Below are 17,014 nucleotides of genomic sequence, written 5' to 3' on the forward strand. Positions count from 1 at the left end.
CTGACAGTCTGCAGACTTTGAATTTCGCGCGCGCTACGCAAGGAGGGTCGGAAGCGACCAGACGGAATGCGGTGTTACAGACGCTATAGATTATCCCGAATTACTCCGATTAGGCGGCAAGCTCCGCAGGCATAAGCCGATCCGCCACCACTTCGAACATATCCCCGTCGACCATGATCTGCGGACTGAGCGCACGACAATTGTAGCTTGACGCCATCGCAGCTCCATAGGCGCCTGTGCCGTGGAAGACGGCCAGATCCCCGCGATGAACCACGTCAATTTCTCGCGCCGACGCAAAGGTGTCGCCCGTCTCGCATATCGGCCCGACGATGTTCGCCGTCATGCGTTGCCGCGAGGACTGCACCGCTTCAAAGCGGTGATACGCGCCATATAGCGCGGGCCGGGCCAGATCATTCATCGCCGCATCCACGATAACGAAGGGATGGGCAGCGCTTGGCTTCACCCACGTCACCCGCGTTAGCAGCACGCCCGCCAGACCCGCGATAACACGCCCAGGTTCGAAGATGAGCTCTACATCCCAGCCGTTTGCGACCTGCCGAACCATCGCAGCATATGCATCAAGCGTCGGCACCGCGTCCTCCGATCGGTACGCGATACCCAGTCCGCCCCCCAGATCCACCCGCGTGACCGCATGCCCACGCGTCCGTAATGTATCGACGAGCGCACCGACCCGTCGATACGCGGTCTCAAGGGGGCCCAGGTCACATAGCTGACTTCCGATGTGGAGCGCCACACCTGTCAAGTTCAGACCCTTCAACTGAGAAAGCCGATCGTAGATGCCGACAGCCTCGTCGATCTGCACCCCGAACTTGTTTTCGCGTTTCCCCGTCGAAATCTTGGCATGCGTGCCGCCATCCACGTCCGGATTGACGCGCAGGACCGCGGTCGCAGTGCGACCCCTATCCCACGCGAGCCCAGCCAGGACTTCGCCCTCCTCCTCCAGTTCAAGGTTGAACTGGCCGACGCCCGCGTCCAGCGCCTCCTCCAGCTCACGGTCGGTTTTACCAACACCGGAAAACACGATCTTTTCAGGTGCGATCCCTGCGGCGATTGCGCGGCGCATCTCGCCGACAGATACGATGTCCGCGCCGAAACCACGATCCGCAAGTACGCGAAGTACCGCGGTGTTTGGATTGCACTTGACGGCGAACGCCACGCGAACCCGCGGCAGGATCGACAGGGCCGCGGTGAAGCTGTCCGCCGCATGCCGCAGCGCTGCAGCCGAATAGATGTGCACCGGCGTGCCGACCGCGTCGGCAATGGCGGGCAGCGGCACTCCCTCGGCGTGCAGCACGCCGTCACGATGTTCAAAGAAAGACATGGCTCTTCTCTGTCAAAAGTCGCGAGGTTCGCCACTGCGGTGCCGGCGACGGACTCGCGCGGCATGTATCGCAGCGGCAGTATTGCAATGGCCTCGGCGTTCCGCGCGTATCGCCACGGCAACGCGCTTGCCGTTCAGCACGAGGACGATCCCAAGGATTGCGACGAGGAAATCCAGCACCACCCAAGGCGAGCCGTCACGGGCGATCGTGGACGCGGCACAGCCGCCGACGAACAGGCACGCACCGGCAGTGCGCCAGACAAGGTCCCGCCCCGTCATGCCGCGGCACGCCAAGAAGGTTCGTGGCCACGCACGACGAAGTCCGCCGCTTCGAGCAGCAAGCAATGCGCTGTCTCGTACAGCGCCGCCGGGGCCGACGAAGGCCAGAGCACGATATCGGCCGGGAACGGCTGCTCCTCGCGCAGTGCGGCGAGCATCTCCCCTACCTCGAACGTCATGCCGATCGCGGGATCGCTCAAGCGCGCCGCGGCGGCACGGGCCCGGCCGATCAGCGCGGGCGACGCGTCGATCCCGCGCCCCTCGATGGCGAGGAAGCCCAGCGCCCGCGCATGGGCAACCGCATGGAGCAGCAGCCCGCCAGCGCCGCAATCGACATCCACGATGCGAACCGACCTGCGGCACGCGTGTTTGAGCGAAAGCAGTCTTGCGGCCAATTGCGGCCAGCGCGTGTCGTGCGCTGCGGTCCAAGCGCCTGGGGTCGACGTCCTGTGTCCCCGCTGTGGCGTGGGGAGGGTAATGGGTGGGATGTGCTTTGCTTGCATGGCACTTTCCTCCGGTCAGGCGGCACGGGGCAGGACACATTCGTCCTGCCGTGCCGGCTCGAACGGGACCAACGGCGTCAAGGGCGCTGTCGCCATTTCCAGCGCCGCGCCGTAGATCTCACGCTCTGCCTGTGCGAAGTGCATCGCCGCGCCGCGTGAGATGAAGCGACCCTCCAGGGTCTGCCTATTGTCCTGGACCAGCCAATGGCCGGCCCTATCCTGACCGACGAAGATAATGCGGCCCTTTGGGTCGGGCTCCGATTTGGTATCAGCCGACATGATGTCGAAGTGCCTCCAATGATCGAGCTTTGCTGCTCGAACATCGATGTACGGAGGCTCGTATAGGGTTTCGAGATCGATCCGCACTATCTTCATAGCGCTACCATAGTGGCGAGGATCATCCCGCCGCATATCGCTCTTTCGGCGTTACAACCAACCGAAACGCTTGAAGCGCCAGAAGAGAATGCCACAGACCGTGCCTATGATCGCCAATATAGCTGGGTAGCCGAAGCGGCTGTGCAGCTCCGGCATATGGTCGAAGTTCATACCGTAGATGCCGGCAATCGCCGTGGGCACCGCGAGGATAGCAGCCCATGCGGCAAGCTGTCGGGTGATCGCGCCGGTACGCTGCTGCTCCATCAGGTTACTGAACTCGAACACGGAGGTGAGCACCTCGCGGAGCCCGCTAGCCATGGCCTCGACCCGACGCACATGATCGAGGACGTCGCTGAAATAGTGCCGCGCCTCGCCGTCCACGCAGGGCAAGTCGTGACGCGCGAGCTTGCGTGCGACCTCTCCCATCGGAACCAGGATGCGATCGAAGCGCATCAGCTCTCGCCGCAGCGTGAAGATCCGCGCAATCTCGGTGCGGCCGAGGAACGTGTCGATCGTACGCTGCTCCATCCCCGCCACTTCCTCCTCTACCGCTGTCACCAGTGGCAAATATCCGTCGACGATGAAATCCAGCACGGCATGGAGGACGTAATCGGCGCCCTGGCCGAGCAGGTCCGGCGAAGCTTCCAGCTGTTCGCGCAAGGGCCGGTGTGATCTGGTCGATCCTTGGCGCACGGTGATGATGTGGCTGTGGCCGAGGAAAACCGCGGTCTGTCCGTACACGATATGCCCGTCACAAAGATGCGCGGTCCGGCCGATGACGAAGAGCTGGTCGCCATAGACATCGACCTTGGGAAGTTGGCCGTCCTTGAGCGCGTCTTCGACCGCCAGCGGATGCAGGCCGTACAGCGCCTGAAGTGCCTCCACCTCTTTGGCGCATGGATCAGATAATCCAATCCAGACGAACTCAGAGCGATCGTTGGGGCAGTCAACTCGCTCGCCAATGGCGATGGCACGTACACGGCGGCCGTGTCGGTATAGATACGCGGCGATAACGGGCATGGCCCATCCTCTGTCTTTTTCTGCCTGACGGCCGATCAGCGGGTCCGGTCGACCGACAGGGGGACGATTCGCAGGCGATGCCGTGCGGCATGGATGGCGCAATATGCCTGCAGCCCCGCGACGCCGTCTCTTGTATCCAGGATGGCGGTGCCGGGGCGTACGGGCTCTTGGAAGAAGAGGAGCATATCACGTCCGCGACGACGGCCGAGCGGTTTGGCGCCTGCCCCTCCTCCGCCGGACAATTTCCCGCCGTGGATAATCAACAGCATGCCCAGGCTCGCGAGCACGAAGCTCGTCAGCGCTAGGCCCATCTCTGCGGCTTGTGCCGGTCCGTGCCGCGCGGCAGTCCAGATCGCGCGATGGGCGAGGGTGGTGCCGCACGAAGCGAGGATCAGCAGCACGCCGATAAGCCTATGCCGCTCTTTACGCATCGTCCCGGTCTTTGCGGGCAGGCGTCGTTGCAACCGATAGCCGGCCGTGCAGCCGCGGCCGCGGCGCTGGGGCATTGGCGATCGACGTGGATGGTTGCAGCCTTTGCTGGCGGCGTGCGAAATGTGCAGCGGATGCGTTGCTCTTGAAGCGGCCGAGTAGCGCGCCGGCGGCTTCGCTGACCGTCCAGGCTCCGTCGAGGCCGCGTCCAATTACTAGCATCGGCGGGGCGATGGGGTCGCTCACTGCTCGCCCTCAAGCCACCGCGCGCGGGCATACGGATCGTGAATACTGCGGTGTTGCCAACGCGTGCTCACTTGAACGTCGTCGAACAAGTGCTTTCCCAGCATCGTCAGCGCGCTGCCGACGATGCCACAGACGACGCCGATCGCGGCCAGCGCGATGCCTAACGCGCTGGCCGCCTGTTGTGGATGCGAGAGCGCAACCAGGCGGGCGATGGCGAGATATGCCATCGCGCAAAATCCCAAACCCAACGCACGCAGACCAAGATCCGCCCTGCGCGACCGATGCCACGCCGCCATGCCACATCCTTTCAAATGTCGCAGCTCAGCTATCGGGACGGGCGTAGCAATTCGAGAGTGAAAGCCGCTATTTGCGTATAGCCGGCATAGCGCGACACGAGATTTTTTGATGAAGCGATCAACCGTCCGCCTTCAGACGGTAGCCGACGCCCAGTTCATTGGAGATGACGCTGCCGATCGGACCAGGCGCTTCCAATTTCTGGCGCAGGTTGCGGATGACGATGCGCAGATATTCGACCCTCGGCTCCTCGTCCCCACCCCAGGCCGCTGCGAGCACACGATCATGGGTCACGACCCTGCCGATGTGCCGCGCGAGTACCGCCAGGACGTCGTGCTCCTTACGGGTCAGGTGCAGTTCCTCGTCACCGCGGCAAACGATCCGCCGGTCGAGATCGATGGTCAGGTCGCCGCGCTTGACGACCTTCGGAGTCGACTCGGACAGGCCCTGATGGCGCAGCGCGACCCGAAGTCGCGCCAGAAGCTCCTCGGTGTCGAACGGCTTGGAGACGAAGTCGTCCGCCCCCAGGTCGAGCGCGGTTACTTTTTCGTCTACCGCGTCGCGGGCCGAAACGACGACCACGACGGCGTCGCCATTCGCACGCAGCAGCGGGATAAGTCCCAGCCCATCACGATCGGGGAGCCCGAGGTCGAGCAGCACGGCACTCGGGTGCTCGATTGCAGCCTGGCGCAGCGCCTCACGAGCGTCGTGCGCTTCCACCACGGCATAGCCGGCCCGCGTGAGCGTGTTGCGCAACAGTCGGCGAATGGCGACTTCGTCGTCCACTACGAGGATCTTGGCAGGCATTAGGGATTACTTTCCCGCGCGGTGTCGCGCACGATGAGGGAGGAAGGAAAGAGGAGCGCGAAAGCGGCACCCGTTCCGTCGGAGCGGTTATGGGCCTCGACGCCCATGTCCATCGCTTCCGCGAACGCCTTGACGATGGCGAGACCCAGCCCGGTGCCGCCGATCGCTCGATCGGAGCCTTCGAGGCGTCGGAAGGTTTCAAACACCTCCGTTTCTCGGCCTGGGGGCAGTCCGGGCCCCTTATCGAGCACTGCGAGCTCTATCTGTCCATATTGATGCCGCCCCCGGATGACGATTTCCGTTCCCGGCTCCCCGTATCGGCCAGCATTGTCCAGCAGATTCAGGAGACAGTGGTGCAGAAGCTGCGGATCAGCCCGCACCAGCGGCAGATCGGGCGGCACATCCAGTCGCACGGAATGACCTTCCAAGGCGCGCCTGGCATCGTGCGCGCCCCCCGTTACGGCATCGCAGAGATCGACCGCTTCGATGTTCAGCCTGAGCGCTCCGGCTTCGACCCGCGCCATGTCGAGCAGATTGGCGATGAACCGGTTTAATCGTGCCGACTCCGACTTGATCGTGCCGATCAGCTCGGGCGTGGCGCCATGCTCCAGTTCGTTCGCAGCAGCGATGACGGCAGTCAGTGGCGTACGAAGGTCATGGCTCACCGAGGATAGCAGTGCCGCGCGTAGCCGATCCCGCGTGCGAACGGCATCAACGTCGCGCATATCGGCTTCCAGGCGTAGGCGCTCGAGCACCAAGGCGGACTGATCGATCAAGCTGGCAAGAAGCGGCAATTGGTCGGCGCGAATCGGGTCGCCGCCAGCATCGCGCGAGACACCAAGCACGCCCAGTACGCGGCCTCCGGCTTTCAAGGGTTGGAACAGCCACTCCGACGCGGCGAGGGTTCCGGAACCTTTGCCGGCACTAACGCCGCTGTCGAACGCCCAGCTCGCCGCCGCCTGATCCATTGTATCGAGACGGTAATCGGGGTCGGTCGCCGCCTGCACTTCGAGCCCGCCGCCGGCCGCGGGGACGAGCAGCACTACCTGCACGCCGAACAGGCGCTTCACGTCGTCACAGATCATCTGGCTAGCTTGAGCCGGATCGTTGATACTCGTGATCTGGCGCAGAAAGCCGGCGAGCGTGGCGTTGGTCCGCGCGCTGGCGGCTGCGAGATCCGCCTGCGCGCGCACCCGCGACGTGAGCTGGCTGGTCGCGATTGCCACACCAAGTAGCACGAAGATCGAGACCACGTTTTCGGGATTGTTGACGGTCAGGGTGCCGGTCGGCGGCAGAAAGAAAAAATTATACGCGAGGCTGGAGAGAACGCCGGCGAAGAGTCCCGTCCGCAGGCCGTACAGGCTCGCCGCAGCCATCACCGGCAGCAGATAGAGCAACGCGACATTGCCGAGGTTGAGGATATGGAACAATCCGCTCGCCAAGGCGGTGACGGCCGCAACGCTCAGCAGGCTCGCGAAATATCCCGTCGGGGTACCCCACCCACGTCCCCGAGGACGGGCAGACGCCGCTGCTTCTGCGCCGTCTTCGATCGGCACCACGTGCACGGTGACCCCCGGCGTCGCGCGCACTAGCCGATCGACGACCGACCCGTGCCGCAGCTCGAACCAGCGCGAGCGCTTCGACTTGCCGAGAACGAGTTGTGTCGCGCGGGCATCTGCGAGGAAGGTTTGGATGCCCTCGGTGACGGACGGCGCCGGCACCGTCGCGATCGCGCCGCCCAGTTGTGTCGCCAGCGTCATGGTTGCCGCCACGCGCTGGTGCTGCGCATCTGTGAAATGTTGCGTGCGGGGCGTCTCGATGAAGAGCGCGGTCCATGGCGCCTTCAGTGCGTCGGCCACCCGCTTGGCGACCCGAACCAGGCCATCGGCGCCGGGCAGTTCTGAAACGGCGACGACGATGCGGTCGCTGCCTGCCCAGGTGCCGCCGACACCCATTGCGCGAACATGCTCGAGCATCTGCGCGTCGACCGCCTGCGCCGCGCGGCGGAGAGCGAGTTCGCGCAGCGCCGAGAGATTGGATTTGGAGAAGAAATGGCCTAGCGCGCGGGTCGCTTCCTGCGGCAGATAGACCTTGCCGGCCTTCAGCCGGTCGATCAGCTCGTCCGGCGGGATATCGACCACCTCAATCTCGGCTTGCTCCAGGATGCTGTCCGGCACGGTCTCGCGAACGCGGACCCGGGTGAAGCTGGCGACGACGTCGTTGAGGCTCTCGACGTGCTGGATGTTGATTGTGGAATAGACGTCGATGCCGGCGGCGAGCAGTTCCTCGACATCTTGGTAGCGCTTGGAATGGCGACTGCCCGGCGCGTTGGTATGCGCAAGCTCGTCGACCAGCACCAGCTGCGGGGCCCGGGCGAGCACCGCGTCGAGGTCCATTTCGTGGAGCGTGCGGCCCTCGTACGGCACCGCGCGGCGCGGGACGATCTCGTGCCCCCGGGTGAGCGCCTCGGTTTCGACGCGGCCGTGTGTCTCGACGACGGCCACCACCACGTCGACGCCGTCACGCTTCTTGGCCGCGCCCTCGGACAGCATCTCATAGGTCTTGCCGACGCCGGGGGCCGCGCCGAGAAAGATCTTGAGCCGTCCCCGACCCTCCTGCGCGGCGGCGCGCAGGAGGGCGTCGGGATCCGGCCGGCCGTCTCCGGATACGCCCATCAGCGCGACAGGGCGTCCAGCGCGCGATTGAGGGCGAGGACGTTGACCGTGGGTTCACCCAGGATCGAGCTCTCGACATGCTGGGTAACCAGTGCACGCACCCGATCGACCGGAAGATTGCGGACGCGGGCGACGCGTGGTGCCTGGGCCAGCGCCGAGGCGGGCGAAAGGTCGGGGTCGAGGCCCGAGCCGCTGGCCGTCACGAGGTCGGCCGGCACGGGGCCGGTCACACCTTCGGCGCGCCGCTTGGCGATATCAGGCTTGACCCGATCGACCAGCGCTTGTGCCGCAGGGCCCAGGTTTGAGCCCGAGGACGCGAGGCCGTCATAGCCCTTGCCGGCAGCCGACGGACGGGTCTGGAAATAGCGCTCGCTGGTGAACGACTGGCCGACGACCGCCGAACCGATGACACGGCCGGCATTGTCGCGGAGGAGGCTGCCGTTCGCCTGCGCCGGGAAGATGGCCTGGCCGATCCCTGTCATCGCCAGCGGATACGCCAGCCCGAGGAGCGCGGCGAACAGGATCGTCATGACGATCGCCGGTCGCAATGCGGAAGTGAAGTCCTTGCCCATGTCGTACTCCTTACGCGAGCCCGAGCCCGCCGACCACGAGGTCGATGATCTTGATACCGATAAACGGCGCGACAAGTCCTCCCAGGCCATAGATGGCCAGGTTGCGGGCAAGCAGCGGCCCCGCGCCCATTGGCTTGTAGGTCACGCCCTTCAGCGCAAGCGGCACCAGCAGCGGGATGATCAGCGCGTTGAAGATAATCGCGCTGAGGATCGCCGATTCGGGCGAGCCGAGGCGCATCACATTGAGCACCGACAGCCCCGGATAGAGCGCGACGAACATCGCCGGAATGATCGCGAAATATTTGGCGACGTCGTTCGCGACCGAGAAGGTCGTCAGCGCCCCGCGGGTCATCAGCAGCTGCTTGCCCAGACCCACCACCTCGATCAGCTTGGTAGGATCGCTGTCGAGATCGACCATGTTGCCGGCCTCGCGCGCCGCCTGGGTCCCGGTGTTCATCGCCACGCCGACATCTGCCTGCGCCAGCGCGGGTGCGTCGTTGGTGCCGTCGCCGCACATCGCGACAAGCTTGCCGCCGGTCTGCTCCTTGCGGATCAGCGCCAGCTTGTCCTCCGGCGTCGCCTGGGCAAGGAAGTCGTCAACCCCCGCCTCAGCAGCGATGGCGGCGGCGGTCAGGGGGTTGTCGCCGGTGATCATCACCGTGCGGATGCCCATCGTCCGCAATTCGCCGAAACGCTCGCGAATGCCCGCCTTGACCACGTCCTTGAGGAAAATCGCGCCCAGCAGCCGGCCATTCTTGGCCACCGCCAGCGGGGTGCCGCCGGCGCGCGCGATCTCGTCGGTCGCCCGGCGCAGTTCGGTCGCGGCCGCCGTCTCGCCCAGGCCGGGATTGGCCTTGAGGATCGAGTCGACGGCGCCCTTCTGGATCAGGTCCGCGCCGGCGCGCACGCCGGAGATGCGGGTCTGCGCGGTGAACGGGATCACCTCGGCGCCCTCGGGGAGCGTGGCCGTGCGCACGCCGAAGCGTTCGCGGGCGAGCACCACGATCGAGCGCCCTTCCGGGGTCTCGTCCGCCAGGCTGGCGAGCAGCGCCGCCTCGGCCAGCTCCGCCGCGCTGGTGCCGCCGACCGCGCGGAACTCGCTGGCCGCGCGGTCGCCTACGGTGATGGTCCCGGTCTTGTCGAGCAGCAGCACGTCGACGTCACCGGCGGCTTCCACCGCGCGGCCCGACTTGGCGAGCACGTTGAAGCGAACGAGACGGTCCATGCCGGCAATGCCGATCGCGGAGAGCAGCGCCGCGATAGTGGTCGGGATCAGCGTGATCAGCAGCGCCGCGAGGATCGCGATCGGAATGCTGCCGCCCGCGTAGGAAGCGAAGCCCGGGATGGTGCCGACGGCGATCAGGAAGATGATCGTCAGCCCGACCAGCAGGATCGTCAGCGCCACTTCGTTCGGCGTCTTCTGCCGCTCGGCGCCTTCGACCAGCGCGATCATGCGGTCGAGAAAGCCTTTGCCGGGCTCCACCGTCACCTTGACGCGAATCTCGTCGGAAATGACGCGGGTGCCCGCCGTCACCGCCGAACGGTCGCCGCCCGCCTCGCGGATCACCGGCGCGCTCTCGCCGGTAATAGCCGCCTCGTTGACCGACGCGACGCCGGTGACGACCTCGCCGTCGGACGGGATCAGGTCGCCAGTCTCGACGAGCACGATGTCGCCGATCTTAAGCTGGCTGGCGGGCACCGAGTCCCAAGTCCGGCCGTCGCCGATCAGCCGCTTGGCGGTAAGCTCCGCCTTAGTCGCACGCAGCGAGGCCGCCTGGGCCTTGCCGCGCCCTTCAGCCAGCGCTTCGGCGAAGGTGCCAAACAGCACCGTCAGCCACAGCCAAACGGCGAGCTGCGCCTTGAAGGCGAAGCTGAGGTTATCGTGGCCGACGACGAGCAGGATCGTCATCAGCGCCGCCACCGTTGCGGTGACAAACATCACCGGGTTGCGGATCAGTTCCTTGGGATTGAGCTTGAGGAACGATGCCTGGATCGCCGGCACGACGAGGTCGGCCGTGAACAGGCTCTTGCTTTGGGTTTTTGCCATGGTGGCCCCCGATCAGAACAGCTGGCCGCGGATCATCGCGAGATGATCGGCGATGGGACCGAGCGCGAGGCTCGGCAGGAAGGTGAGACCGCCCAGGATCAGCACGATGCCTACGAGCAGGCCGATCCACAGCCCCCCCGTGGTCGGGAAGGAACCGGCGCTCTCGGGCGTGTATTTCTTCGCCGCCAGGCTGCCCGCGATGGCGAGCATCGGCACGATGACGAAGAAGCGGCCACCCCACATCGCCAAGCCGAGCAGCCCGTTATAATAGGGTGTGTTCGCCGTCAGGCCGGCAAAGGCCGATCCGTTGTTCCCCACCGCGCTGGTGAAGGCGTAAAGGATCTCCGAGAAGCCGTGGGGGCCCTTGTTCAGCGGCCCGGCCAGGCCCTGCGCGAGCACTGCCGACAGCGCCGTCAGCCCGAGGATCATCAGCGGCAGCACGGCGATCGCCAGCACGGCGAGCTTCACCTCGCGGCTCTCGATCTTCTTGCCGACATATTCGGGCGTGCGGCCTACCATCAGCCCGGCGACGAACACCGCGAGGATCGCGAACAGCAGGAAGCCATAGATGCCGGCGCCGACGCCGCCGATGACGACCTCGCCCAATTGCATATTGAACATGGGAATCATGCCACCCAGCGCGGTGAAGCTGTCATGCATCGCGTTCACCGCACCGCAGGAGGCGGCGGTGGTGACGACGGAGAACAGCGCGCTGGCAGCGATGCCGAAGCGCGCTTCCTTGCCCTCCATGTTGCCGCCGGCGACGCCGAGCTGGTGGAGAACAGGGTTGCCCGCGGCTTCCTGCCAATAGGTCACCGAGACGCCAGCAAGGAACAGGATGACCATCGCGCTGAGGATCGCCCAGCCCTGACGGGTGTTGCCCACGGCCTTGCCGAACGTCCAGGTGAGACCGAAACCAATCAGGAAGATCGACAGCATCTGGACCAGATTGGTCAGCGTCGTCGGATTCTCGAACGGATGCGCGCTGTTGGCGTTGAAGAAGCCGCCACCATTGGTGCCGAGCATCTTGATCGCTTCCTGGCTCGCCACCGGACCGGTGACGAGCGTCTGCGCCGCGCCCTCGATCGTCTGGATGTGGATCGTGCCCGCCAGCGTCTGCGGGACGCCCGACGCAATCAGGAACACCGTGTAGATGACGCAGATCGGCAGCAACAGGTAGAGTGTCACGCGGGTGACATCGGCCCAGAAATTGCCGATCGTGGCCGCCGAGCGCCGCGCGAAGCCGCGGAAGAGCGCGAACGCCAGCGCGATGCCGGTCGCGGCGGACAGGAAGTTGTGGATGGTCAGCCCCAGCATCTGGCTAAGATTCGACATGGTGCTTTCGCCGCCATAGCTCTGCCAGTTAGTGTTGGTGGTGAAGCTCACCGCGGTGTTGAAAGCGAGGTCGGGGGACAGTCCCGGCAGGCCTTGCGGGTTGCCGGGTAGCACGCCCTGCAGCCGAAGCACGGCGTAGGTGAACGCCATCAGCGCGATGTTGAACAGCAGCATGTGCAGCGCGTAGCGGCGCCACCCCTGCTCGGCATTCGGATCAACGCCTGCGAGCTTGTAGAAGCCGCGTTCGACCGGGCCGAACGCGAGATGGAGTGGCGTCCGCCGCCCCTCATAAAGTGCATGGAGCCACATGCCGACCGGCTTGGTCAGCAGCAGCAGGATGGCTACGAAGCCAAGGATCAGGAGCCAGCCCTGAAGTGTCATGATGCCGCTCCCTTCAGAAGCGTTCGGGGCGGATCAGCACCGCCACCAGATAGACGAGGAGCCCGAGCGCGGTGATCGCGGCGAGCCAGAGATCGAGGGTCATGCGTTCACCTCACGCCAGGGGTTCAGGCAGCGTCGCACAGCCGGGCATAGGCAAGCGTCGCCGCCGCCAGCCCGAGCATAACGAGGATCCAGAGCAGGTCTTGCATCGGCTAGGCCCTTTCAGAAGGCAGCGGTCAGCGAGACCACGGCGGTGCCGCCGGCGATGTTGCCGGTGCCGTCCTGGCCCTTGCTGAAGCTGGGCCGCAGATAGACGGCCTCACGGTTGGAGATGTCGGTGCCGATGTAGCTCACGTTGAGCGTGAGATTCTTCCAGGTCGCATCGGCACCCAGCGACCAGTCCCAATAGTCGCCGGTCGGCGAGACGGCTGTGGCGTTCGGGCCAAGGCCGTTCTGGCCGGAGCTGTGCCCGATATGCGCCTTGGCGGTTAGCGGCGTGCCCGCGATCGCCAGCGCACCGTCTCCCCAGAGATAGAGGTTGTCGTCTTTCGCACCGGGATGATCATAGGTGCCCGCCGCCGCCGACGCGCCGCCATTATACCACTTGCCCAGCGCTTCCTGCTTGGGCGCATAGGCGACGCCGGCGGTCAGCGAGGCGGGCCCGGCGGTGCCGCTCAGCTTGGCATAGGGCTCGGCGAAGTCGGTCTTGTCGGCACCGCCCGGATAGACGTACCAGGTGAGCCCAACGTCGAGCGTGGCATGGTCGGCGAGCTTGGCCTTGTAGCCGCCGATCAGGTCGAGTTCCATGTTCGCACCGCCGAACGTGCCCCAGCCGGCGAGGTTCGATGCCCAAGTGCCGACATAGAAGCCGCTTTCGTGCGCAACGGTGATGCCGGCCTGGACCGCCATATGCTGGTCGGACTGCGACACGCCGCGGAACCGATAGTCGGATGCGATCGTAGCGGCACCACTGACAGTGATCGCCGGGGCCGACGGCGCGGCGACGGGTTGCTTATCTTCCGTTGTCGACTGCGCGTTGGCCGCCATCGGCAGGGCAAACATCGCCATCGCCGAGATCCAATAACTATTCTTCATCTTCGCCCCCAGAAGAGCTGGCCGCCGCTGAGTCGGCGGTCTTCATGCCGGGCGATTAGGCGCTAGGAGCGTAGCAATTCGAGATCGATTGCCATGATTCGCATATAGGCCGCATATAGCTGGCGAATATTTTGCGCTGCGGCGGTGGCCATGGTCTTACCAAATCGGCCGAACGCTTCCTGCTGACGCACGCGACGGAACATGTACCTTGATGAAAACGAGCCACCTGTTCCGCCGAAATCGACCCTTTGAAAGCGATGGGCAATTGACCGGTTGATCGCACATCTCTGCGATCGGGCGTCCTCAACGCCGGTTGACGTAATCTGCCCCCGCGAGAAAATTAGGCAAGGAATCACTCACCGCCTTCGCTCATCTCATGGTGGGAAGTAGACGCAACTCGCCTCCGGTGGGTCTCGGGACCCGAATGACGGCTTTCAGCAACGGCCGCCGTGCAAGCCGAGAACCCTGAACGTCTTCAGCTGTCGCCTGCAGCCGAACGATCGTGGTACATCTCCGACGTTGGTAGTTGCCCAACCCGAGCGCGCTTGTGCTTAGAACCCTATTTACGAAAATTGGAGTGGGGCCTGACCCATGGGGCCCGATTATACTGCAGTGCGGTAAGCAATTGTTTTGAGATCCGTTTTCAATCCATTCGTTCCCTGCAATCGCAGGCGATTAGGGCAACTCTACCCGCGCTTTCGGAATTTCGCCTTGATTAGCGCACCGCCAGCCCGAAGCTGATCAAGGTAGTCAGACCACCACTGCGCCATGCGAACGCGTTCCTCCCAATGCGCGCCACGATGATAGGCTGCTCGGACGCGATCCCGTTCGCCATGGGCCAACGCACGCTCGATCGCATCGGGGTGCCAAAGGCCGGATTCATTGAGCAGCGTGCTCGCCATGGCGCGAAAACCGTGGCTGGTCATTTCGTCATGTTCGAAGCCCAGCCGCCGAAGTGCGACATTCAGCGTGTTGTCGGAGATCGGACGCAACGTCGTGTGCAGCGCGGGGAAAAGGAACTCGCTGGATCGCGCAAGCCAGCGCAGATCCTGGAGCAGATACAGGACCTGCCGGGAAAGTGGCACAGCGTGCGGCTGCTTCATCTTCATGCGCTCCGCAGGCACGCGCCAGACCTTCTCGGCGAAGTCGATCTCGCTCCATCTCGCCTGCCGGAGCTCGCCCGGCCGCAGGAACACATGCGGCGCGATCCGCAGCGCGTAGAGCGTTTCGGGGCGGCCTTTATAGTCCTCGATGGCGCGAAGCAGTTCCCCGACCTTCTTCGGCTGAACAATCGCGGCGTGGTGCTTTACACGGGGAACGGTCAGCGCGCCTCGGAGAATGTCCGCCGGGTTCTTTTCGGTACGCAGGGTTGCGAAGCCATAGCGAAACACGCGGCCTGCGAAGGAGCGCAGCCTCACCGCCGTCTCGTGATGCCCGCGGCGTTCAACGCGCTTCAGGACATCCAGCAGCTCGTGCGGTGTGATCGCCGCGATGGGCCGGCGGGCGATTCCACCGAGCAGTTCGAGAAACCAGCGCGCCTTCTTAAGGGTGGCCGCCGATTTTCCCTCCCGCTCCATTTTCTCGATGTATTCATTGGCGACCAGCTCGAAGGTGGTCTTCGCTGCCAGTTCCGCCTCGAGCTGCTTCTGTCGCTTCTGCTCGACCGGATCGAAGCCGTCGGCGAGTTCAGCGCGCGCCTCGTCTCGTTTGTGGCGCGCCTGCTGGAGAGTTACCTCGGGGAAGCTGCCAAGCGAAAGCTTCCGCTCGACTCCAAACACCTTGTAGCGAAACCGCCACAACAGTGCCCCGGAGGGCTGGACGAGAAGATACAAGCCATCGCCGTCCGGAACCTTGAACGGACGCGCTGCCGGCTTGAGGGCGCGAATCTCGACGTTCGTAAGCATGGTGGGCCACGCCTTCCTGCGATCTCCGTGGCCCACCGATTCGTGGCCCACTTCGGGTGGGCCACGGTGGAACAAAATGGGAAACCACGGGACCCGCAGGAGACATTTTACCGCAGTTTTCCGCGGTTTTCTACAATGTTCTCAATATGTACTGGTGCCGCTTACAGGACTCGAACCTGTGACCCCCGCATTACGAATGCGATGCTCTACCAGCTGAGCTAAAGCGGCGCCCGGTGCCGGGCGCTGGCTTGCCCGGAGGACGGCGCGCTTACCAGCCGATTCCAGCGCATGCAAGCACCTCCTTACGCCGAGGCTAACTTTCTTGCGTCCGCGGCTTTTCCTGATCCGCTTTTTACGCAGCATTTACCATGGACCCTGCACAAGGCGCCGGATCAGCGTTTTCGGGCCCTTGCCCGCAGTGGAGCATCCGCATGAACATGGCTCGCGGCATCAATCGTCCGACGGAACCCGAGCCCGTGACCGTGGCGGACGAGGCGATCGATGAACGCCCCGTGGCGATCGGCGGCGACGAGCGGCGGATGCACGTGCGCGCCTACAACCACTGGGTCTCGCTGCTGCGCGGCCGCCCCTACCCCGCGATCCACGATCTCGATCCCGAGAATATCGCCGATTTCGGCCCGAACAGCGTGCTGCTCGATTTCACCGCCGGGATCGAGAACCCCGCGATCCGCTATCTCGGCACCGCGCTGCGCGAGGAATGCGGGATCGAGGGGCCAATCGCCCATGTCGGCGAAGTGCCCAGCCGCTCGCTGCTGTCGCGCCTCACCGACCATTATCTGCAGATCATCGCCAACCGCGCGCCGATCGGATTCGAGGCCGAGTTCGTCGGCCAGCGCGGCCACCAGATGTTCTATCGCGGCATCCTGATGCCCTTCGCGTCGAACCCCGAAACGATCGACTTCATCTACGGCGTGATCAACTGGAAGGAAGTGGTCGACGCCGAGATGCAGGCGCGACTCGATGCCGAGATCGAGGCGTCGCGCCGCGCGGTGCCGCACCCCGCGCCGACCCAGGCAGTCTGGGCCGACGGTCCCAGCGCCGGCTTCGATTCGCCCGCCACCGCCGAGCTGCCGCGCACCGAAGTCGCCTCGCCGCTCGCCGACCAACTGATGCTCGCGCGCGAATCGGCTGCGGCCGCCCGCGCCTCGGAGCTGCGCGGCCGCGCGGCGCTCTACCGGGCGCTCGATCGCGCCTATGGCTTCGCGATCGCGGCCGAGAAGGACCCGGAGGGCTATGCTGCCCTGCTCGCCGAGGCGGGAATCGCCGCCCAGGCGCGCGCGCCGATGACGCCGGTGGCCAAGCTCGTTTTCGGCGCTGATTACGACAAGACCCGGCTGGCCGAATTCGCCGCCGTGCTCACCCATGCCCGGCGGCTGGCAGTGCCGGCGGACGGGCTCGACGCGTTTCTCGAAATCACGCCCGGCGGAATCAAGGGCGTCGTCGCTGCCGAGCGCGAGCTGCGCACCTCGGTGGCCGGCGAGCGCCGCCCGGCCGCCTTTGCCCGTGCCGTCGAGGCCCTTCGCCATCGGCCGCCGCTCGCCCGCGTGGCGATGACGCCGGGCCAGGCCGAATTCGTGCTGCTGCTGGCCCGCGCGGGCGAGCAGGGTCTCGATATCATCGCCAAGCTGGAAGACGACGCCCAGCTGACCGACCGCGCCGTCCGCCGCGCGGCGGCCTGAGTCTCGCCGC

17 protein-coding genes and 1 tRNA gene are annotated in these 17,014 nt (G+C 65.1%); 1 reads left to right on the top strand and 17 read right to left on the bottom strand.

From position 1 onward, the window contains the following. Window positions 1–109: 109 nt before the first annotated feature. From lysA to QZ670_RS02230, 17 genes are all read right to left on the bottom strand, one after another. Entirely contained in the window at window positions 110–1,342 is a 1,233-nt protein-coding gene (lysA, locus tag QZ670_RS02150; RefSeq protein WP_294251466.1) for a diaminopimelate decarboxylase, read from the bottom strand. Window positions 1,343–1,617: 275 nt separating this feature from the next. Then, window positions 1,618–1,962 (bottom strand): SAM-dependent methyltransferase, encoded by a 345-nt coding sequence (locus tag QZ670_RS02155; protein WP_294251469.1) that lies wholly within the window; start codon window positions 1,960–1,962, stop codon window positions 1,618–1,620. A gap of 177 nt (window positions 1,963–2,139) precedes the next feature. Further along, window positions 2,140–2,490 carry a hypothetical protein gene (locus tag QZ670_RS02160; protein ID WP_294251472.1) on the bottom strand — a complete coding sequence of 117 codons (351 nt, stop codon included), beginning with the start codon at window positions 2,488–2,490 and terminating at the stop codon, window positions 2,140–2,142. Between the two features lie 60 nt (window positions 2,491–2,550). After that, complete coding sequence (locus tag QZ670_RS02165) at window positions 2,551–3,519, bottom strand: magnesium and cobalt transport protein CorA (RefSeq protein WP_294251477.1); 969 nt, start codon at window positions 3,517–3,519, stop codon at window positions 2,551–2,553. A 35-nt stretch (window positions 3,520–3,554) separates the two neighbouring features. Continuing rightward, the gene (locus QZ670_RS02170) at window positions 3,555–3,920 is read right to left on the bottom strand and encodes a hypothetical protein (RefSeq protein WP_294251479.1); all 366 of its coding nucleotides are present in this window, start codon (window positions 3,918–3,920) and stop codon (window positions 3,555–3,557) included. A 22-nt stretch (window positions 3,921–3,942) separates the two neighbouring features. Continuing rightward, window positions 3,943–4,194: a hypothetical protein gene (locus QZ670_RS02175; protein WP_294251482.1), complete on the bottom strand. Its 252-nt coding sequence runs from the start codon at window positions 4,192–4,194 to the stop codon at window positions 3,943–3,945. After that, window positions 4,191–4,490 (bottom strand): hypothetical protein, encoded by a 300-nt coding sequence (locus tag QZ670_RS02180; RefSeq protein ID WP_294251485.1) that lies wholly within the window; start codon window positions 4,488–4,490, stop codon window positions 4,191–4,193. The genes QZ670_RS02175 and QZ670_RS02180 overlap by 4 nt, the downstream gene beginning before the upstream one ends. A 118-nt stretch (window positions 4,491–4,608) precedes the next feature. After that, window positions 4,609–5,295 (bottom strand): response regulator transcription factor, encoded by a 687-nt coding sequence (locus QZ670_RS02185; RefSeq protein WP_294251489.1) that lies wholly within the window; start codon window positions 5,293–5,295, stop codon window positions 4,609–4,611. After that, window positions 5,295–7,970 (bottom strand): sensor histidine kinase KdpD, encoded by a 2,676-nt coding sequence (locus tag QZ670_RS02190; RefSeq protein WP_294251491.1) that lies wholly within the window; start codon window positions 7,968–7,970, stop codon window positions 5,295–5,297. Before QZ670_RS02190 ends, QZ670_RS02185 begins: the two co-directional genes overlap by 1 nt. Further along, the gene (kdpC, locus tag QZ670_RS02195) at window positions 7,970–8,542 is read right to left on the bottom strand and encodes a potassium-transporting ATPase subunit KdpC (protein ID WP_294251494.1); all 573 of its coding nucleotides are present in this window, start codon (window positions 8,540–8,542) and stop codon (window positions 7,970–7,972) included. Before kdpC ends, QZ670_RS02190 begins: the two co-directional genes overlap by 1 nt. Window positions 8,543–8,552: 10 nt before the next feature. Further along, window positions 8,553–10,589, bottom strand: a complete 2,037-nt coding sequence (gene kdpB / locus QZ670_RS02200; protein WP_294251496.1) for a potassium-transporting ATPase subunit KdpB — start codon at window positions 10,587–10,589, stop codon at window positions 8,553–8,555. Between the two features lie 12 nt (window positions 10,590–10,601). Next, on the bottom strand, window positions 10,602–12,305 hold the full coding sequence (kdpA, locus tag QZ670_RS02205) for a potassium-transporting ATPase subunit KdpA (protein ID WP_294251499.1): 1,704 nt from the start codon (window positions 12,303–12,305) through the stop codon (window positions 10,602–10,604). 13 nt (window positions 12,306–12,318) lie between these two features. Beyond that, complete coding sequence (gene kdpF, locus QZ670_RS02210) at window positions 12,319–12,408, bottom strand: K(+)-transporting ATPase subunit F (RefSeq protein WP_066689868.1); 90 nt, start codon at window positions 12,406–12,408, stop codon at window positions 12,319–12,321. A 119-nt stretch (window positions 12,409–12,527) separates the two neighbouring features. Next, window positions 12,528–13,400: a TorF family putative porin gene (locus QZ670_RS02215; RefSeq protein ID WP_294251502.1), complete on the bottom strand. Its 873-nt coding sequence runs from the start codon at window positions 13,398–13,400 to the stop codon at window positions 12,528–12,530. A 62-nt stretch (window positions 13,401–13,462) separates the two neighbouring features. Continuing rightward, entirely contained in the window at window positions 13,463–13,603 is a 141-nt protein-coding gene (locus QZ670_RS02220; protein ID WP_294251505.1) for a hypothetical protein, read from the bottom strand. 483 nt (window positions 13,604–14,086) lie between these two features. Continuing rightward, window positions 14,087–15,304 carry an integrase arm-type DNA-binding domain-containing protein gene (locus tag QZ670_RS02225; RefSeq protein WP_294251510.1) on the bottom strand — a complete coding sequence of 406 codons (1,218 nt, stop codon included), beginning with the start codon at window positions 15,302–15,304 and terminating at the stop codon, window positions 14,087–14,089. A 152-nt stretch (window positions 15,305–15,456) separates the two neighbouring features. Further along, a tRNA-Thr gene (locus tag QZ670_RS02230) sits at window positions 15,457–15,532 on the bottom strand. Between the two features lie 203 nt (window positions 15,533–15,735). On the opposite strand from QZ670_RS02230, the gene QZ670_RS02235 reads away from it, so the two are divergent. Beyond that, window positions 15,736–17,004, top strand: coding sequence for a hypothetical protein (locus tag QZ670_RS02235; RefSeq protein ID WP_294251515.1), 1,269 nt, complete (start codon window positions 15,736–15,738; stop codon window positions 17,002–17,004). Window positions 17,005–17,014 lie beyond the last annotated feature (10 nt).

The organism is uncultured Sphingomonas sp. (genome assembly GCF_913774285.1).
Classification (GTDB): domain Bacteria; phylum Pseudomonadota; class Alphaproteobacteria; order Sphingomonadales; family Sphingomonadaceae; genus Sphingomonas.